Source organism: Streptomyces odontomachicola, from assembly GCF_039605595.1.
Lineage (GTDB): Bacteria > Actinomycetota > Actinomycetes > Streptomycetales > Streptomycetaceae > Streptomyces.
The window spans coordinates 336,239-351,345 of record NZ_JBCFOK010000001.1; the positions used below are offsets into that span (position 1 = coordinate 336,239).

At 69.4% G+C, this 15,107-nt stretch carries 15 protein-coding genes and 1 pseudogene; 5 read left to right on the plus strand and 11 right to left on the minus strand.

Annotated elements, in window-relative coordinates; all coding sequences use genetic code 11:
- The first annotated feature begins 139 nt into the window (after positions 1–139).
- Positions 140–1,012: a hypothetical protein gene (locus ABEE00_RS01625; RefSeq protein WP_345743330.1), complete on the plus strand. Its 873-nt coding sequence runs from the start codon at positions 140–142 to the stop codon at positions 1,010–1,012.
- A 420-nt stretch (positions 1,013–1,432) separates the two neighbouring features.
- Here the strand turns inward: ABEE00_RS01625 and ABEE00_RS01630 are convergent, their stop codons facing one another.
- The 3 genes from ABEE00_RS01630 to ABEE00_RS01640 form a co-directional block, all read right to left on the minus strand.
- Positions 1,433–1,645 carry a DUF397 domain-containing protein gene (locus ABEE00_RS01630; RefSeq protein ID WP_345743331.1) on the minus strand — a complete coding sequence of 71 codons (213 nt, stop codon included), beginning with the start codon at positions 1,643–1,645 and terminating at the stop codon, positions 1,433–1,435.
- Between the two features lie 148 nt (positions 1,646–1,793).
- Entirely contained in the window at positions 1,794–2,654 is an 861-nt protein-coding gene (locus tag ABEE00_RS01635; protein WP_345743332.1) for a helix-turn-helix domain-containing protein, read from the minus strand.
- A gap of 478 nt (positions 2,655–3,132) precedes the next feature.
- Positions 3,133–3,924, minus strand: coding sequence for a GOLPH3/VPS74 family protein (locus tag ABEE00_RS01640; protein WP_345743333.1), 792 nt, complete (start codon positions 3,922–3,924; stop codon positions 3,133–3,135).
- A gap of 304 nt (positions 3,925–4,228) precedes the next feature.
- Between ABEE00_RS01640 and ABEE00_RS01645 the strand changes: the two genes are divergently transcribed.
- On the plus strand, positions 4,229–7,564 hold the full coding sequence (locus tag ABEE00_RS01645) for a serine hydrolase (protein WP_345743334.1): 3,336 nt from the start codon (positions 4,229–4,231) through the stop codon (positions 7,562–7,564).
- A gap of 87 nt (positions 7,565–7,651) precedes the next feature.
- Here the strand turns inward: ABEE00_RS01645 and ABEE00_RS01650 are convergent, their stop codons facing one another.
- The 5 genes from ABEE00_RS01650 to ABEE00_RS01670 all read right to left on the minus strand — a co-directional run bounded on the left by ABEE00_RS01650 (position 7,652) and on the right by ABEE00_RS01670 (position 11,188).
- Positions 7,652–8,038: a VOC family protein gene (locus ABEE00_RS01650; protein ID WP_345743335.1), complete on the minus strand. Its 387-nt coding sequence runs from the start codon at positions 8,036–8,038 to the stop codon at positions 7,652–7,654.
- 128 nt (positions 8,039–8,166) lie between these two features.
- Positions 8,167–8,631 carry a TIGR03668 family PPOX class F420-dependent oxidoreductase gene (locus tag ABEE00_RS01655; RefSeq protein ID WP_345743336.1) on the minus strand — a complete coding sequence of 155 codons (465 nt, stop codon included), beginning with the start codon at positions 8,629–8,631 and terminating at the stop codon, positions 8,167–8,169.
- 25 nt (positions 8,632–8,656) lie between these two features.
- On the minus strand, positions 8,657–9,610 hold the full coding sequence (gene sph, locus ABEE00_RS01660; RefSeq protein WP_451918485.1) for a sphingomyelin phosphodiesterase: 954 nt from the start codon (positions 9,608–9,610) through the stop codon (positions 8,657–8,659).
- A gap of 135 nt (positions 9,611–9,745) precedes the next feature.
- Complete coding sequence (locus ABEE00_RS01665) at positions 9,746–10,471, minus strand: GAF and ANTAR domain-containing protein (RefSeq protein WP_345743337.1); 726 nt, start codon at positions 10,469–10,471, stop codon at positions 9,746–9,748.
- 6 nt (positions 10,472–10,477) lie between these two features.
- Entirely contained in the window at positions 10,478–11,188 is a 711-nt protein-coding gene (locus ABEE00_RS01670; RefSeq protein WP_345743338.1) for an ANTAR domain-containing protein, read from the minus strand.
- 323 nt (positions 11,189–11,511) lie between these two features.
- Between ABEE00_RS01670 and ABEE00_RS01675 the strand changes: the two genes are divergently transcribed.
- On the plus strand, positions 11,512–12,447 hold the full coding sequence (locus ABEE00_RS01675; RefSeq protein WP_345743339.1) for an ATP-grasp domain-containing protein: 936 nt from the start codon (positions 11,512–11,514) through the stop codon (positions 12,445–12,447).
- Between the two features lie 232 nt (positions 12,448–12,679).
- On the opposite strand, the gene ABEE00_RS01680 is transcribed toward ABEE00_RS01675, so the two are convergent.
- The gene (locus ABEE00_RS01680; protein WP_345743340.1) at positions 12,680–12,994 is read right to left on the minus strand and encodes a hypothetical protein; all 315 of its coding nucleotides are present in this window, start codon (positions 12,992–12,994) and stop codon (positions 12,680–12,682) included.
- A gap of 42 nt (positions 12,995–13,036) precedes the next feature.
- Positions 13,037–13,525: pseudogene (locus ABEE00_RS35740) on the minus strand (HNH endonuclease); the annotation flags it as partial.
- On the opposite strand from ABEE00_RS35740, the gene ABEE00_RS01685 reads away from it, so the two are divergent.
- Complete coding sequence (locus ABEE00_RS01685) at positions 13,473–13,865, plus strand: hypothetical protein (RefSeq protein WP_345743341.1); 393 nt, start codon at positions 13,473–13,475, stop codon at positions 13,863–13,865. The pseudogene ABEE00_RS35740 and the gene ABEE00_RS01685 sit on opposite strands and share 53 nt — an antisense overlap.
- 130 nt (positions 13,866–13,995) lie before the next feature.
- On the opposite strand, the gene ABEE00_RS01690 is transcribed toward ABEE00_RS01685, so the two are convergent.
- Positions 13,996–14,724, minus strand: coding sequence for a DUF4145 domain-containing protein (locus ABEE00_RS01690; RefSeq protein WP_345743342.1), 729 nt, complete (start codon positions 14,722–14,724; stop codon positions 13,996–13,998).
- 6 nt (positions 14,725–14,730) lie between these two features.
- Between ABEE00_RS01690 and ABEE00_RS01695 the strand changes: the two genes are divergently transcribed.
- Positions 14,731–15,081 (plus strand): hypothetical protein, encoded by a 351-nt coding sequence (locus ABEE00_RS01695; RefSeq protein WP_345743343.1) that lies wholly within the window; start codon positions 14,731–14,733, stop codon positions 15,079–15,081.
- The last annotated feature ends 26 nt before the right edge of the window (positions 15,082–15,107 follow it).

The window sequence follows — 15,107 nt, forward strand, 5'->3', positions numbered from 1 at the left end:
GTCCCACGACATGAACTGATGGCGCGTCAGATTACCGCCGCGGCCCTCCACTTCTGAAGCCCCGTCAGCTACACATGCGGGCGTCCGCACATGCCCCGCGGGTACGGGGCACCCGTTCCACGGCACGAGGAGGACGCGCATGCCGCAGCCGCAGAAGCCGCACCAGCAGCGGGAGCCGCAGCAGTCACAGCGGGAGCGGTACTCCGCACTCGCCTCGGAGGGCCCCTACGGCGTACACCCGGGGCATGCGCTGATCACCATGGTCGAGCCGCATCCGGGCCACGAGCGCGCGTACAACCGCTGGTACGAGGACGACCACTACATTGCCGGAGCCATGGCCATGCCATGGATGTACGCGGGGCGGCGCTGGGTGGCCACCCGGGACCTCCAACTCCTGCGGTATCCAGAAAAGTCAGCCGTTGTCCAGCCCCTCGGCTCAGGGTGCTACCTCAGCACGTACTGGATCACCGAGGGCCGCTACGACGAGCACATGGGCTGGACCGTCGCCATCAACAAGCGGCTCAACGGCGACGATCGCGTACACCAGCAGCGCACCCACGTCTTCACCGCCTTCCACGACCACCAGGACACGGTGTACCGGGACGGCCCCGAAGGTCCACGGGACTTCCACGCCCTGGACCACCCCTACCGCGGTCTTGTCCTGGAGATCATCGACGCCGAGGGCCCGGAGGAGCGGCAGGAGCTGGCGCGGTGGCTGCGCGACGAGGAGCTGCCCAGCCGCCTGGCGGGCTCCCCGGCGGCCATGGTGACCCTCTTCCGCCCGCGCCCGCTGCCCGGCGACCGGATGTCGTACGTGCGCCAGGTCGAGGGTACGGAGACCCGGCTGACGCTGCTCTGGTTTCTCCAGCAGGATCCGCGCGAGTGCTGGGAGGCATGGTTCACGGGGCTGGACGAACGGGTCGCGGAAAGCGGGCTGGGCCGCGTGGAATTGGTTGCTCCGTTTATTCCGACGGTGCCGGGAACGGACGCCTATGTGGACGAACTCCGGTGAGCCGCGGTGACGGACAGGAGCGGCGGTAAGGGCGGGGATGCGGCTGCCGGTGGTCGGCCGGTATTGCCCCGGTAAATCGTCTTCCGCGGGTGGCCGCGGAATCCGGAAGGGGCGGAAAGGGGAAGCGGAAGAGGAGAGCGGAGAGCGGTACGGAGTGCGTACGGGGAAGGCGCGGGAAGAGGAGAGAAGAGGCGGGAAGGCCCGGGACGGATTGCGGTGGATTGCGGTCCGCACTGCTGCGGACGGCGCGGACAATGCGGGGAGCGACGCCGGGGAGCAGCGGTGGTCGGGTGGCTGCCGCGGACGGCGATCGCGCCGGGTGGCCGGTGAACAGCCGGCCTGGCGATCACCGCCCGCGGGCCGAGTCCTCTCGGCCGGGACGGCGGACCAGTCGAGAGGACCGATCACTTTCCCGGCCGGTCAGGCGTGGGCCGAACCCTCACGCCCCTTGCGCATCGCGCCGACGAAGCCGGCCCAGGAGTCGGGGCCGAAGCTCAGCCGCGGCCCGTCGGGAGCCTTCGAGTCGCGTACGTCGACCGTGTGCGGCACGGAGGAACGGACCTCCACGCAGGCCCCGTTCGCCGAGTGGCTCGATTTGATCCAGCGGTTGGTTGTTCCCAGTTGAATTGCCATGTCTGCTCCATTTGTTGGTGCCTCGTGATCGACCGTACGCCTCAATCGCGAGGCGCCAAGCGGGCGTTCACTCGACCGGATGGCATATTCCAAGTGGGTCTTCACACCGCCGAGAGGTGAGGTGTAGCCTCTCCGCCTCCACCCCGGTTCAGCCGCGCGCGTATTCCTTCGCCATGTTCTCGATGAACTCCCGTGTCTGGTCCGGATTCAGCGCCTCCGCACGCAGATGCTCGTACATCACGCTGTAGAGCTGTACGTCGCCGGCCTTCTCCAGATACAGGTCGCTGGTGACGCCCTCCAGGTACACGACGGAGGAATCCGAGGCGTCCGGAAACTCCAGAATCGCGTACTGCCCGTTCACCCCCGGATGCGCGCCCATCTTGAACGGCATGACCTGCACGGTGACATGCGGCTGCCGCGCCACCTCGTTGAGGTGCTCCAACTGCTGGGCCATCACCTGGCGCCCGCCGACCACCCGGCACAGCGCCGCCTCGTCCAGCACGGCCCACAGCCGCAGCGGGCTGCGCGCGTCCTTGATCCGCTCCTGGCGGCGCATCCGCACCTGCACACGCTTCTCGATGTCGGCCGGCGTGGCCTCGGGCAGCGCGCCGCTGCACACCGCCTCCGCGTACTCCGGCGTCTGCAGCAGGCCCGGAACCACCTGCGGTTCGAAGACCCGCAGCGAGGCCGCGTCGGTCTCCAGGCCGATGTAGACGCTGTACGGGATGTCGCCGAAGGCGTGCCACCAGCCCTGCTGGCGCGACTCCTTGGCCATTTGCATGAGCGAGTCCACGATGCGCCGGTCCTCCACTTCATAGACCCCGCACAGATCGCGTACGTCGCGCTGGCTGATGCTGCGCCGCCCGTTCTCCAGGCGGCTGATCTTCGATTGGGAGACCAGCAGGCGGTCCGCGACCTCCTCCGCCGTCATGCCCTTGACCTCGCGCAGTTTGCGCAGCTCTTGGCCCAGCCGGCGCCGCCGGACTGTGGGATTGACGTTGGACGCCACGGAACTGCACCTCCGGGAAAGTACGACTACTGCCCTGCAGATTGCCACCAACATGTGCGACCGCGCTGCGAAATGGCAACAGAGGGTGCAGGAACGCGCACGCAGCACCGTCGCCATCGCGCCGCCGAATCCCCCGGAAGACGCCGGTCCGCGCCGCCTCCGGGGCCTCTCCGCGCGATGCCGCGCCGGCTCCGGTGCGTCAACTCCCCGCCGCACACGAACGCGCGGGGTGGCGACCCGGCCGTCGTCCTCGGCGACCGGGCCACCACCCCGCGCGCGGGCGGCTCCCGTTGTGGACTGCTGCGTACCGCTGCGTCCTGCTGGTTGTGGACTGCCTTACGAGGTGTTGCGAGGGTGCTGCGGTGCGCGGGTGCCTGCTGCGCGGCGCCCGACGCCGTACGCCGTACCGATCACCGTCGTGCCGTTCCGGCCGAATCCGGGGTGCCGGACCGGAACCGGAACGGTGTGCCGGAGACGGTCAGCGCACCCCTGCGCGCGCCATGCGGCCCGCAGGGTGCCGTGCCTGATCGGGAACCGGGCCTGACTGCGTGGGCCCGGGGGATGCTGCCGCCCGCGCCGTCACGGCCGCCTCCCGGCCGCCGGGAGATCCGCTCCCGCCGCCACCGGGTGCCCGACGGGGCTGCGCCCCCACGCCGTTCTGCACGTCCATCACGGCGTGCGCGACGAGGCCGCCCATCGGGTCGTGCCTGATCAGATCCCGGAGCCTGGAGCGGCACGAGCGCCCCTCGTTGCCGGGATAGAGATGCTTGCCGAGTCCGACCGCGTGGGCCAGCGCGGCGAGCGCCGCGGTCCGCGGGTCCGGCGGTACGCCGGTGCGGATCGCCGCATCGAGCCGGGCCCTGATCTCCCGGCTGATCGCGTTGTCCGTCGCCTGGTAGCGAGTCGTCGGCAGTACCCCGCACATCTGGCTTGATACGGCATGCACCATGCCGCACCGCTCCAGGTGTGTGAGATAGGTTTGGCGAAGCCCCAGCCGGGGTCCGCCGATCCAGTGGACCGCGCGCACGGGGCTGCCACGCCTTCGCAGCAGTTCGAGCGCGGAGTCCAGTGTCGGATCTCCTGTCGGCCGTGGCAGCACCACGGCGATTCGGTCCCCGTCAGGGGCTATCCGTCCCGCCAGAGCCAGCTCCACTAGCTGGGCCCCGGCAAGGCCGAGGTCGAGCGACTGCGGCTGCGCCGTGGTGCCCGTGGCCGGGTCCAAGGCGAGCAACAGAAGCTCCTCCGGAATTGTTCTGCGGCTCCTGCCCATCCATGCCTCCCCGCGTGGATGAATGACAGGGTGACCCCTCTCACAATGGTCTGTCGAGAGTGCCTGTTCGGTATCGACGGGAACCAGTAGGTATGTCGTCTTCGTCTGGCGGGTGGGAAGGCCGAGTGCCGGCCCCATCGGGAACCGGCGGAGCGCCGCGGTCGACGTCTCCGTAGAGGTGTCCACGACACTGTTAACTGGAACGGCGAGCGGCCAGCATCATCATCAGGAGGCATCGGTGGCGGGCGAGTCCCCCGACAGGTCACAGCGGGAGAAGTCGTCGGGGGAGACGACGGATGAACGCATGCCGGTTCCCCCCGAAGCCGGAGCGGAAGAGGGAACGGCCGGCGAGGGCACCGGATCAAGCCGTTCGCGGGAGGCGGCGAACGGCCGCGCCGACGATCGCGGAAGCGAACGCGGCAGTGGTCGCGAGGAGCGCGACGGCGCCGCGGACGGCGCGGAGAACGGTGCGCGGAACGGCGAGGGGAACGGCGACCGGCGGCTGAAGGACGCCGTCGCGGCGTGGGTCGCGGGCGAGCAGCCGGAGCAGGGCGAGCAGGGGGACCGGCCCGGGCAGGGCGGGTCCGCTTCGGATGAGTCCGCCTCCGGCGAGTCCGGCGGCGCGGGCAAGGCCAAGCCCAGCGATCTCCCCGTACGGAAGAAGGCGCAGCGGGGCGGGAAGGCGAAGTCCGCGGAGAGCGCGGAGGGCGCCGAGGAGTCCGCTGAGGGCGAGGAGCAGTCCAAGCCCCGTGCCAAGAAGGCGGCGGCGAAGAAGACCACGGCGAAGAAGGCGCCCGCCAAGAAGGCCGCGGCGAAGAAGACGGCGGCGAAGAAGAGCACGGCGAAGAAGTCCGCCGCGAAGAAGACGAGCGCGGGTACGGGCACGGGCGCGGGTGCGAGTGCGAAGAAGGACGCCGCGGCTGAGGGGACCGGGGCGGAGCCGGCGGAGAAGGACGCCGGGTCCGCCGCGTCGGCCGGGTCCGCCGGTTCGTCGTGGGACGAGCCGGATCAGCCGACGGCCATGTTCGGGGTCGTACGCCGCGAGGAGGGCTCCGGGGAGTCCGGCGACACGAGTGAGGACGCCGCGGCGCGGCGGGCCGAGCGGATGACCGCCGCCTTCTTCGGCTCCGCCAAGCGGGACGACGCCGGCGATAGCACGAGCGAAGACGAAAACGCGGAGAGCGCGGACGGCGCGGAGAGCCCGGAGAACGCGGAGGCGGGCGAGGCGGCGCCGGAGGAGCCGGCGGTCGAGCAGCCGACGACGGCGTTCCGGGTACGCGAGGAGGCGGACGGCGGCGAGGAGGCCGGCGACCACCCGACCACGATGTTCCGCATGCCGGACTCCGCGAAGGACGCGCAGCAGGCGGAGGACGAGGGCGAGGGAGCCGGCGACGCGGTCGACCAGCCCACGACGATGTTCCGCGTGCCGGAGGCGGACGCCGACGAGGAGGAGAAGCCCGCCGGGGAGAAGCCGCAGGACCCGCGCGTCCCGAGCGGTACGTCGGCCGCCGCTGCCGCAACATCCGCGAAGGCGGCGGACGTTGCGGCCGAGGAGAAGGGCGACAAGGGCGAGAACGCGGACAAGGGCGAGGCAGCGGGCGCCGAAGCGGAGCCCGAGGCCGAGTCCGCGACGTCCGAGCCCGAGGCCAAGGAGGAGGCTCCGGCCGCCTCCGAGGACGGCGCCGACTCCGCCGGGACCGAGGACACCGCGTCGGACGCCGACGCGAAGTCCGAGCCCGACGCGAAGTCCGAGCCCGACACCAAGCCGGAGCCGGACACCAAGCCGGAGTCCGAGGCGGACGGCGGCGGCAAGCCCGAGTCCGGCGCCAAGCCGGAAGCCGCATCGGGCAGCGACGCCGAGCCGGAGCCCGAGGCCGACGCGAAGTCCGAGCCCGAGCCCGAGTCGAAGCCCGGCGGCGAAAAGCCGGACGGCGAGAAGTCCGACGGCGAGAAGTCGGACGACAAGAAGTCGGACGACAAGAAGTCGGACGGCGAGAAGGCGGCCGCCGCGGCCGGCGCCGGCGCCGACGCCGAGTCGGAGGCCGAGCAGACCAGTCAGTTCGTGAAGCTGCGGGACCTGGACGAGGCGCGGCCGCCGCGCAAGGACCCCAAGCCCGTCGTGCCGCCGAAGCCCTCGGGCAGCCCGCGCACCGAGACGCAGCCCGACACCAAGGGCACTCAGAGCACCCAGGGCACCAAGGACACCAAGAGCACCGGCACCCAGAAGCCCGACAGCACCACGGGCGCGACAAGCACCACCGGCGCGACGAGCGCGGCCGCCGCCGGCCCCCTGCCCGCCGAGGAGACCGCCGCTCAGCAGCCGTTGTCCGAGGCGGAGCTCACGCGGCAGCAGCCGCGCCCGGACCAGGCCCCGATGGACCTGCTGGCGCAGCTCACCAACACCCCGCCGCCGCCCGAGACCCCGATCCGCACCGCGGTGCGCCGGGTCAAGATCTGGACGCCGCTGGTGCTGCTGCTGGTGGTCGTCTTCGTCGTGGTGCAGGCCGTGCGGCCGCTGCCTGGACCCGAGCTGAAGCTGACCGCCTCGCCCTCGTACACCTTCGACGGCGCGAAGCCCTCCGTACCGTGGCCGTCCGAGGGGCAGGCGGTGCTCCAGGTGGACGGGCTCGGCTCGTTCGGCTCGCACGGGGAGCAGAAGCCGGTGCCGATCGCCAGTGTGGCGAAGGTGATGACGGCGTACGTGATGCTCCGCGACCACCCGGTGAAGAAGGGCAGCGCGGGCCAGACGATCCCGGTCGACAAGAAGGCGGAGGACGAGGCCGGGCTCAGCGCGCAGAACGAGTCGACCGTCGACGTGAAGAAGGGCGACAAGCTCTCGCAGAAGCAGGCGCTCCAGGCGATCATGATCGCTTCCGCGAACAACGTGGCGCGCCTGATCGCCCGTTGGGACGCCGGGTCCGAGGGCGCGTTCGTGAAGAAGATGAACGCGGCCGCCAAGGACCTCGGGATGAGCAACACCACGTACACCGACCCGAGCGGGCTGAAGCACAGCACCGTCAGCACCGCGGCCGACCAGACGAAGCTGGCCAAGAAGGTCATGGACATCCCGATGTTCCGTGACGTGGTGAAGCAGCCGGGCTACAAGGACGCCAAGGGCGAGCAGCAGCCCAACTGGAACAAGCTCGTCCCGCTCGACGGCGTCGTCGGCATCAAGACCGGCACGACCACCAAGGCGGGCGGCAACCTGATGTTCGCGGCCGAGAAGGAGATCGGCGGCACCAAGCAGCTCATCGTCGGCGCCGTGCTCGGCCAGTACAAGCCGTCGATCCTGGACACCGTGCTCGGCGAGAGCAAGAAGCTGATCGACTCGGCGCAGGACTCACTGCAGACCCGCAAGGTCGTGAAGAAGGGCCAGGTCGTCGGGTACGTGGACGACAAGCTCGGCGGCCAGGTGCCGGTGGTGGCCACCCGCGACGTGTCCGCCGTCGGCTGGGCCGGGCTCAAGGTGAAGCTCGGCATGTCGGACGACGGCAAGGGCGTGCCGCACACCGGCAAGGCGGGCGACGAGGTCGGCGAGCTCACCGTCGGCGACGGTCCCGGCCAGGTGCGGGTGCCTGTGGCGCTCCAGAAGGGCATGGCGGAGCCGAGCTTCGGCTCGAAGCTGACCCGCATCCTGTAGCGGGCGTCACGCAGCACGCGGGAGGGGCCCGGAACCATGCGGTTCCGGGCCCCTTCGCGTACGACGTCACGCACGAGGCGCGAGGGCTCAGCTTCCGCTCCCGTACGGCCTGGTGAGGATCTCCAGGAAGTGGCCGTCCGGGTCCGGCCAGTACACGCCCCGGCCGCCGTCGTTGTGGTTGATCTCGCCGGGCTTGGTGCGGAACGGGTCCGCGTAGTAGGGCAGGCCCGCCTTCTGGACCCGCCCGAAGATCGCGTCGAAGCCCTCCTCCGACACGAGGAAGGCGTAGTGCTGCGGGACGATCGGCTCGTCGCCGGCGTCGGCGAAGTCGAGCGTGACCCCGTTCGCGGTGGTGACCGGGATGAACGGCCCGAACTGCGGCTGCACTTCCAGGCCCATCAGATCGGCGAGGAAGTCGGCCGAGGCCTTCTTGTCGGTGGAGCGCACGATGGTGTGGTTCAGTTCGACGGCCATGCGGTGTCTCCTTGTCCGCTGTCTCCTGCTCCGGTGCGTCGAGTCTCACCGGTTCCAACGGCTGCCGCATGCAGCGAAATCCCGTGCGTCCTTCGGCCTTTGGCCGTAGTCCCCGGGACCGAACGGATTCAGGCCGCCGCCCAGCCGCTCCACCGCCGTACCGCGATCTCCACGACCGGGCCCGCGGGCGGCTCCTGCGCGTACTGCGGGTATCTGGCCGCCAGCAGCCGCAGGTCCGGGTCCTCCTCCGGGCGTCCCGCCACCTCCCGTACGGACGCCGTACCGTCGGCGCGGGCCCACCACAGCCGGGTCCAGTCCTCGTCGTACGCGTCGACGAGCAGGGACACCGCGGGGTTCGCGCGGATGTGCGCGAGGCGCTTCAGCTCGCGGTGCCGCTTGGGCTTGCCGTCCACCGCGAACACCACGGTGTCCGCTTCGCCCGCCGCCCCGCCCCGTACGGAATCGCGTACGGAATCGCGTACGGCGAAGGTCACCGGCACCAGGTGCGGGCGGCCCTCTGCGTCCGCGGTCGCGAGCCGGGCCACGCGTGCGGCGGCGAACCGCCGCCTGGTCTCCTCTTCGGTCAGCCGCATGCCGCCGACGCTATCCGCGCGGGGGCTACCGCGCCGTCAGCGGATAGTGGTCGGAGAGGTTCGTGTACGTGTACTCCTTGCCCCAACTCCGCACCGTCCAGGGCGCGCTGCGCTCCTTCACGACCTCGTTGCCCCAGTTCGCCGGGCGGGCGTGGCCCTTGCGGTGGAGTACGTGGTCGAGGTCCTCGCTCGGGTCGTCCGGGTAGCGCTCGGCGGCGATGGAGTTCTCCTTCGTGTCGAAGGAGTAGGGGTGGCCCGTGCGCCGGTCGGCGGGGGCGAGGCCCGCGTTGTCGAGCATCGCGGCGTACTCGTCGCCGCGCGAGTCCACGTTCAGGTCGCCGGCCAGCATGACCTGCTCGTCCGCCGGGATCTTCTTGGCGTCCAGGAAGGCGTCGATCTCCTTGAACTGCTTCGCGCGGTCGGCCACCGCCTCGCCGTCCTTGCAGCCCTTGTCGGTGGACTGGGTGTGGGTGCCGACGACGTGCACCTTCTTCCCGTCCACATCGAGCACCGCGTACAGGAAGCCCTTGTTGGACTGCGCGTCCGAGCCGCACGCGTCCGCGTACACGTACTGCTCCTTGTGCACCACCGGCCACTTGCTGAGCAGCGTGACCCCGCCGTCCTCCGGGGTGCTGCCGGAGTACGCGCCCCCGGTGGCGTCCCAGCCGTCCTTGCTCCGGCCGACGACCGGGGTCTGGTACGGGTAGCGGCCGGCGGCGTTCTTCTTCAGCGCGTCCGAGGAGGAGTTGTCGAACGCCTCCTCCAGCACCACCACGTCCTTGCCCTGGAACCAGTCGGCGGCCGGGATCGCCTCGGCCCTGTGGCCCTGGCCCCAGTTGGGGTAGAGGTTCTTGCTCATCAGGAACGCGTTGTAGTTCAGGACCTTGAGGGGCGGGGGGTCCTGGGTCCGTGCCTCGGCTCCGGGTGCCGCCGCTGCCGTACCGGCCAGCAGCGCGCCGACCGCGACGGCGGCGCCGATGCGTCCTCTGCCGTACCTGCGTCGTCTTCCGTTCCCGTTCCGCACCGCAACTCCTGGAGTGTGGGGGGTGGTTGTGGCCGGGCCATACAACCAGCCCCCACTACCTCCGGGTAGCCCGCCGCGTACGGGAATCCCTCACTTGCGTAGCCGGTCGGTGTCGAGCTCGCCTGTGGTCAGCCCGTACGCGAGGTCCAGCATCCGCAGCCGGTGCGCGCGTGCGTAGTTCCGGAGCGCGGCGAACGCCTCGTCGAGGCTGGTCTGCCAGCGCTCGGAGAGGATGCCCTTGGCCTGCTCGATCACGATGCGGCTGGTCAGCGCCGTCTGGAGCTGGGCCTTCTCCACGTTGCCGCGCTCGATCGTGCGCTGCTGGAGGATCGCGATGGTCGCCATGTCCGCGAGGGTCTGGCCGAGGTGCGCGTCCTTCACGCCGAGCGTGTGCTGGCCGCCGTGGAAGAGGTTGATCGCGCCGATGACCTGCTCGCGCAGTCGCATGGGCAGCGCGTGCGTGGTGCGGAAGCCCGCTTCGCGGGCGCGCTCGGCGAACGGCCCGAACCCGGAGACGGCCTCCGGGTCGGCCAGGTCGACGTCGAGGGACGCGGCGCCGCTGCGGTACGCGTCGACGCAGGGGCCCTGGTCGTGCTGGAGGGCGAAGAGCTCGAGCAGCCGGGTGTGCTCGTCGGAGGCCGCGATCACGTGGAGCTCGCCGCGCTGGTCGGCGAGCAGGATGCCGGCCGCCTCGACGTCGAGCAGCTCCACGCAGCGGGTGGCGACCCGGTGCAGGAAGTCGAACAGGTCGAACTCCTCGACCAGCGAATCCACCGCCTCCAGGAGCGTTTCCAGTACGCGCTGTTCACGCGCCATGAGCCTTCATCCCCTCTTGCCGACCGACGGACCAGGCCCGTTGTCATCATTGCGAAAGTGCAGACGCCGCGCGACCACGTCCTCGGCGACCTCCACGACCGACCGCGAATTCCGGTACGCGTGCCCGCGCAGCAGCAGCAGCGCCTGCGCGATCGGCACCCCGGCCTGCACGCTGATCATGCCGCTGGCCTGGTGGACCACCGCCCGGTACAGCTCCGAGGACGGCTCGGCCTCGGCGAACTCCGCCAGCCGCGACCCGTTCCCGAGCACCACGGCGGTGAGCGCGTCGGCGAGCAGCAGCGCGTCGTCCATGGCGGCGGGCGCCAGCGGTCCCGCCCGCGCGCGCTGGAGGCTGAGCACTCCGGCGCAGGCCGCTCCCACCTGGAGCGGGAAGCAGAAGACGGCGGCCACTCCGTACGGCCCCAGCTCCGCGAGCAGCGCGGGCCAGCGCACCGCGGCGACGTCGGTCAGGTCCGGCTCCAGCACCGGCATCCCGGCGGTCATCGCCTCGACCGCCGGGCCCTCGCCGAGGGTGAACTGCAGGTCCTCCAGCGCCGTGCTGACCCCGGCGGTGGCCCACAGCAGCTCGCCGGGCTGCCGCGAACCGCCGGCCGACACCGCGACCCCGTCCACGCCCAGCACCCGGGCGCAGTCCAGCGGATCGCCTCCGATCAGCCCCGGCGAGGGGCCGTGCAGGGCGCTCAACACGGCGGTCATGCCCGGACTGGCAGCCACCCGATCCCCTCGCTCTCCTGCGCCCCCGCAACGGCCGACCCGGAACGGCCGACCCGGAACGGGAGACTCAACGTCCCCGCCACAATATTTCACCGCTTACGGAGGGGTCGGGCGTCGCCGCGCGGCCGGGGCTCCCCGGCTCCGGGGCATGGACACCGGCCCTTCGGGGCCTGGCGTCCGCGTCAGTATCTGTCCGGCGATTCACCGTGAATCGGGCGTGCCAACCGGGCGGGACCTGGGCAGGTTGAAGGCCCGGCGGAGCTCTCTGCCGGTCCTGGCTGGCCGACGGTGATGAAGGTGACCACGTGGCGCGGTTGTCTACCCGGGCGCTTCCCGATGTCTGGATGCTGGTGCACGCCTATCCGGCGGAGCCGGTGAAGTCGACGCGCGCGCTGGCCGAGGCCCTGGAGGCGAGATACGGGCCCCGGTTCGCGGTCTGGCACACCGACGAGTTCCTCCTGGGCGTCCACGACGGGCGGCTGACCCTGCACACGCTGGGCGGAGAGCCCGTACCGCCCCCGAAGGTCGTCTGCGTACGGCAGCTTCCCGGCTCGATGTGCCACGACCGCGAGGTGACCCTGCTGCGGCACCTGGAGCACATGGGGGCCACCCTTCTCAACTCCCCTCGGTCGCACGTCACTTGCCGGAACAAGATCTGGCAGCTGCAGGAGCTGGCCACGGCCGGGCTGCCGGTCCCCGCCTCGTACTCCTACGCCACGGGCCCGCTGGACGGCGTCGTACGCAGCCCCCGCCTCGACGTCCCCTGCGTGGTCAAGCCCGTCAACGGCAACCGCGGCAGGGGGGTGTTCCTCGCGCCTGACCACCGCACGCTGCGCGAGACGGCGGGCGGCGACCACGGCACGCCGCTCCTCTTCCAGGAGTACGTGGCCTCGTCCCACGGTCGTGATCTCCGCGTCGTCGTCGTACGCGGCGAGCCCGTCGCCGCCGTCGTGCGCACCGCCTGCAACGGCGCCCTCGCCTCGAACATCGCCCACGGCGGCACCGCGGAAGTGTGCACGGGCCGCTACCCGGAGGCCGAGGCCCTGGCCGCCTCGGCCGCACGCACCCTGGGCCTGGCCATCGCCGGCGTCGACCTCCTCTTCACCGCAACGGGCGCCCACACCCTCTGCGAGGTCAACGCGGTCCCCGGCTGGCGCCCCGAGATGACCCCGGTGATCCCCGCCATCACCGACTGCATCGACCACTACCTCCGGGAGGCCGAGGGGGAGGGCGGGGGCTGACCGGGCTGCGGCGCGGTGCCGCAGCGACGGGGCGGCCCTTCGCCGGCACACGTCACCAAAACGGCCCGGACCATGGCGGGTCCGGGCCGTTTTCGCTGGTGCCCCCGGCAGGATTCGAACCTGCGACACCCGCTTTAGGAGTTCGATCAAGCCCCAGCCAGGCCGTCGGATTGTGTGGGTGCTTTGGCTGAGCGGGTGCGCATACGGCTCCTGCTGTGCGCCCTCGTTGATGTCAGGTTTGGATGTCAGATGGTCGAGACTCATCAGCCTCGCCGCCTGCTCCCCAAGCACGCCTGCCGATCTCATCTGCAGCCGCCTGAAGCACGGCGACACGGGTGCCTTGGCTGAAGCCGAAGCCGTGCATGCCTGCTCGCCTTAGGAGGTCCTGAAGGAGCTCGAATACTCGCTCAGTCGCGCCCTCCTCCCCGACGACAGAGGTCAGGGCATCTTTGAAATCCGGAGCCTTTTCGACGGCAGCAAACCATGCCATGAAGGATTCAAGTTCCTTACTGGGGCGCTCTTCCCTGGTAGCGATCCAGCGAGCCATCTGCTCCGGGTCTATCCAGTCCGGTGACTCTCGATGGCAAGGCTTACAGAGTAGGAGCAGGTTGCTCGCGTCGTCGGGCCCGTCGAGACTCCTGGGGATGATGTGGGCTCGTTCGAGTCTGGCGCGTTGCCATGAGGCTTGGGGAGTGGCCTCGTCCCAGTGTTCAGAGAACCACCCGCAGGCGAAGCAACACGGCTTATCAAGAAGTAGGTGGGGTGCGAAATCAATCCTTCTTGGGCTTTTATCCCAATGTTGCGCAATTTTCCACTTGCTCGGCATGGGCATAGTCCCCCTCTGGCTGCTGCCAGCAGCATGCCAGCTGCCTGTGACATCAGGCCTTGGATCTTGGTGGCCTGGCCGCTGCTTCCGTGGTGAGGCAGTAGCAGAGGTGTCAAGGAGTGGGTACACGCCACAGTCAGGATTCTGTCTGGTTCTGGCCGCTACTTGACCTGCGCATATGACATTACGCTGCGCCTCTATGGGAAAAGCCATGCGCCTGTACTGGGGATACATCGCCGTTGGGGCCCTCATCGTCGCCTGGACTCAGCAGTGGGCCCTTCCAGTCATTGTCGCCTTGTCCGTCGCGGTCTTCGGCTACGCCTCGTTCCAGGTGCCGGTCTGGTGTGGTGCAGTCAATCGCGATGGCCGAACCTACTGCCGGAACAACGCCTATGGCGTGCTGATGGGATGCCGAAACCGCCAACACCGCTGGCAGAAGATGAAGCTGATCGTGCTGCGCAGCAAGGCTGGTGACGTCAGCCGGGCTGTCTTCCCCAATGCGAAAGAGAAGTTCAACGCCTTCTTGGCCGTGGGGGGACTGATCTCTGGGTTCGCGGCAGTGATTGTCCCTGCAATTACTGGTGGCGGATGACTTCCTCCCTGATCCGTAAGGCTCGGGACGGCGCCAGTCCGTAGGCTTTCTGGTACGAATGAGGCGTGGCGGCAATGAGTCAACGGCGACGTAATCGGCGGCGTGATCAGGCAGACTCTTGGACAGGACCCTAGTCGCCAACGTCGCCATTCGAAGTTCCGGGCTTAGACCTTCTCTCTTTGAACTTTTCGTACTGGCTCGTGAAGACGTACATGTAATCGAGCAAGGCCTCAGCAAGCGCCACGGCGTCATTTGCATCCTCGCGGCTGACTTGGATTCCTGTGTAGTGGGCGCCCTGGTTACCCAGCACGCGCAACGCTTCAGCCCACTCAAGAAGCCGTCCTTCGATCTTTCCCTGCTGATGAAGCTCGCGCAGTGAAGCGACCAAGGGCTGCCGCTTCGTGACCCCCTGATCCGCGCACACTCCCTCCAACGTCCGGCGCACCATGACGGCCACAGCCGTGTATGCCTTTGCCTTGAGACAAGCTCGTGCCTCACTGTGCTCGCGCCGAAGAGGCTCCGGCACACTTTCGCTCAGGTCTCGCCCTGGCGGGCTTGGCCACACCTTCTCCAGGCGATCCCACGGCCAGTCGTGTGAGAGCAGCAACGGGCCGGAGCAATCTCCGCAACGGGCAAGGACGTACCGCCATGCAAACGGCCAGTCCTTAGCCTGGTCTGGCTTTTCGACGGCACCCGTCTCCCTCGCCAAGACAGCCCGTTCGCAGCGTGGGCACTCAGCCAGGACGGGATTTGGATCTATGTAAGCGGTCACACGGTGAGCATACGAACGGCACCAGTCCCGCGGGCCCCCAACTGGTTGTCGGATCAAGCACTTTGATCCGCAGGGCTCGCGTAGCATCTGCGTGTGCTGTTTGTTATTACTGTCGTCGTGGTGTGTGTTGGTGCTGTGCTCTCCGTTGCTGGCGTCTACTGGGGTGCGGCTGGGACGCTGAGGAGCTACCGGACGCTCAAGTCTGATCTTCAACGCCTAGACGACATTGCTCATGACGAGTCGATCCCGGAAGAGCAGAAATCGGCACTTCGACACGCCATCCGGGTGCCGCACGGCAACTGGGGGATGGTGGAGTACTTCGACGAGCATGCTCAGTTGAACGCTCTGACGCTCGTCGCTGAAGGGCTCAAGTGGCCAGCGCTGTTGACTGTGGCGGGGGTCCTGTTGAGTGCTGCGGGAAGTGTCCTGTCCTTGTGGCTGTAAGGGCCACGATCGATGGCCGTATCGAT

Bases quoted from the DNA above. Each gene is read 5' to 3' on its own strand.
- ABEE00_RS01650 (WP_345743335.1), bottom strand. From the start codon at position 8,038: ATGGCCGTCGAACTGAACCACACCATCGTGCGCTCCACCGACAAGAAG.
- ABEE00_RS01655 (WP_345743336.1), bottom strand. From the start codon at position 8,631: ATGCGGCTGACCGAAGAGGAGACCAGGCGGCGGTTCGCCGCCGCACGC.
- ABEE00_RS01645 (WP_345743334.1), top strand. From the start codon at position 4,229: ATGCCGGTTCCCCCCGAAGCCGGAGCGGAAGAGGGAACGGCCGGCGAG.
- ABEE00_RS01630 (WP_345743331.1), bottom strand. From the start codon at position 1,645: ATGGCAATTCAACTGGGAACAACCAACCGCTGGATCAAATCGAGCCAC.
- ABEE00_RS01685 (WP_345743341.1), top strand. From the start codon at position 13,473: ATGGGAAAAGCCATGCGCCTGTACTGGGGATACATCGCCGTTGGGGCC.
- ABEE00_RS01665 (WP_345743337.1), bottom strand. From the start codon at position 10,471: ATGGCGCGTGAACAGCGCGTACTGGAAACGCTCCTGGAGGCGGTGGAT.
- ABEE00_RS01670 (WP_345743338.1), bottom strand. From the start codon at position 11,188: ATGACCGCCGTGTTGAGCGCCCTGCACGGCCCCTCGCCGGGGCTGATC.
- ABEE00_RS01690 (WP_345743342.1), bottom strand. From the start codon at position 14,724: ATGCTACGCGAGCCCTGCGGATCAAAGTGCTTGATCCGACAACCAGTT.
- ABEE00_RS01680 (WP_345743340.1), bottom strand. From the start codon at position 12,994: ATGGCTCGCTGGATCGCTACCAGGGAAGAGCGCCCCAGTAAGGAACTT.
- ABEE00_RS01625 (WP_345743330.1), top strand. From the start codon at position 140: ATGCCGCAGCCGCAGAAGCCGCACCAGCAGCGGGAGCCGCAGCAGTCA.
- ABEE00_RS01640 (WP_345743333.1), bottom strand. From the start codon at position 3,924: ATGGGCAGGAGCCGCAGAACAATTCCGGAGGAGCTTCTGTTGCTCGCC.